Here is a 2,085-nt window from a genome sequence, read left to right on the forward strand (position 1 = left end):
CAATAAGTGATAATTTGGAAATCTCGTTCGGAAAATAATAAATTATGCTTAATTCATATTTAAGAAGTGAACCAATAACGTTAAGTCATCAAACGATAGAATATTATCAGCCTCATGCTGTGCCCTTCTATCAACCCATCACCGATCACAATAAAAATGTTGTCGGTGTTGAAGTATTAGCTCGTTACTTAGATAAAAATGAGTATAGGAGCTTTCACTTCAATGAATTAACTAGGGATCATACTTTAGCGATCGACATTGAAATCTTGGAATCCGTAGTCAATGAATTTCCAGAAATGGCTAGGAAAGATTTAACCTTTGTCTCATTTAACCTGACCCCAGTAGAACCCTCTTGGTACTACTGCCAAATATTACTTGATACGATTAAAGAAGCTCAGAAAAGCAACATCACAATTTGGATTGAGATTCCGGAGCACACTCCACTTCACTCATCACACCTAATACTTTTGCAACAGCTAAAAAGTTATCCCGTTAAAATTGCCTTTGATGATTTTGGAACGAAAGAAAGTCAATTCCAACGCTTGTTGAGTATGGAATTTGATGTAGTGAAATTTGATCGTCAACTACTTCTTCAGGCAACAAAAAATAATTACTCACTTAGTATGTTCAAAAAACTTGTAGGGTATTTTCAATCAATTGGGAAAGAAGTAGTTTGCGAAGGGATTGAAACTGAAGAACAACTGGTCTTAGTTATCAGTGCCGGTTTTGATTTCATCCAAGGTTATGCTTTAGGAAAACCCGCACCTCACTACTAAGACTAAAAACTTCAAAAGAACTCCACTCATGAGGTGGAAATGAGAGAATTTAGGAAAGCTCTGAAAATTAACTAATGACAGCATTGTAACCATAAAAAGCCACCACTGCATGAGTCAATGTCACAGAGCTTTTGCCAGTTAATGTGATTTTTGTGGCGTTCGAGTATGCCCTTGACCGTTCACATGTCGGTTAGGTATAGGCAATCGGACTGGTGGTCGAGCTATTGATGGTGAACGTGAGATCATATGAAACATAGTGACATCCTCCTTCATTTTGACGCGGCTATGCCTTTGTCTTTATGAAAGAAAGATGCCAACTTATTTAAGATGCTACTGAATCTACCGATTGTGCGTGTAGATCTCTTAATGTTTGAATTTCTTGGGCCCAAATGTCTGGATCGATTGTTTCTAAAATCAATGGGATACCATCAAACCTTGCATCTTTGGCAATAAATTCAAAGCATGGCCAACCAATTTCGCCTTCCCCTAGAGAATGATGGCGGTCAACACGGCTGGCAAACTTTGCCTTTGAGTCGTTGATGTGCATTGCACGTAAGTAGTGCATTCCAACCACGCTATCAAACTCTGAGAAGGTTGCCTCGCACGCCTCAACTGTGCGCAAATCATAACCTGCAGTAAAAGTATGACACGTGTCAAGGCACACACCTACTCGCGATTTATCCTCAACTTGCTGGATAATTTCGGCTAAATGTTCGAAACGCCAGCCTAGATTCGTCCCCTGCCCTGCGGTGTTTTCAATCACAGCAACGACCTCAGGCACGGCTTGATGTGCAAGGTTTATCGATTCTGCAATTGTCGCAAGACATTCACTTTCTGAGACTTGTTTGAGGTGACTACCCGGATGAAAATTCAAAAGCGTCAGCCCCAGTTGCTGGCAACGTTGCATTTCATCAATAAAAGCTTCGCGTGACTTAGCAAGCTTATCGGCTTCTGGCGCGCCCAGATTAATAAGGTATGAATCATGCGGCAAAATGTGTTCACTTTTAAAACCAAGCATGTGGCAGTTAGCCTTAAAAGCGCGAATGGTTGCCTCTTCGAGCGGTTTAGCAACCCACTGGCGCTGGTTTTTAGTGAATAAAGCAAATGCATTTGCTCCAATTTCTCTCGCTCTCAATGGGGCTTGGTCAACTCCGCCAGAGGCCGATACATGAGCACCAATAAATTTCATTCCACGGCCCTGAATTCTATTTGTCATTAAATCACTTTGTACTTTCAACATTGGACTTCAATTGTCTGATTTTCTGTTACTTAGGTCAAACACGCGCTAAAAATGTAGTAAAATTACAAC

2 protein-coding genes are annotated in these 2,085 nt (G+C 40.6%); one reads left to right on the forward strand and one right to left on the reverse strand.

Annotation, left to right across the window (positions count from 1 at the left end; translation table 11 throughout):
• The first annotated feature begins 44 nt into the window (after window positions 1-44).
• Complete coding sequence (locus tag B9J87_RS05165; protein WP_094149625.1) at window positions 45-776, forward strand: EAL domain-containing protein; 732 nt, start codon at window positions 45-47, stop codon at window positions 774-776.
• Window positions 777-1,098: 322 nt separating this feature from the next.
• On the opposite strand, the gene nfo is transcribed toward B9J87_RS05165, so the two are convergent.
• A complete protein-coding gene (nfo, locus tag B9J87_RS05170) occupies window positions 1,099-2,016 on the reverse strand; it encodes a deoxyribonuclease IV (protein WP_094124474.1) in 918 nt (305 codons plus the stop codon).
• Between the last annotated feature and the right edge of the window lie 69 nt (window positions 2,017-2,085).

The organism is Vibrio sp. V19_P1S1T109 (assembly GCF_002241375.1).
GTDB lineage: Bacteria > Pseudomonadota > Gammaproteobacteria > Enterobacterales > Vibrionaceae > Vibrio > Vibrio anguillarum.

Bases quoted from the DNA above. Each gene is read 5' to 3' on its own strand.
- B9J87_RS05165 (WP_094149625.1), top strand. From the start codon at position 45: ATGCTTAATTCATATTTAAGAAGTGAACCAATAACGTTAAGTCATCAA.
- nfo (WP_094124474.1), bottom strand. From the start codon at position 2,016: ATGTTGAAAGTACAAAGTGATTTAATGACAAATAGAATTCAGGGCCGT.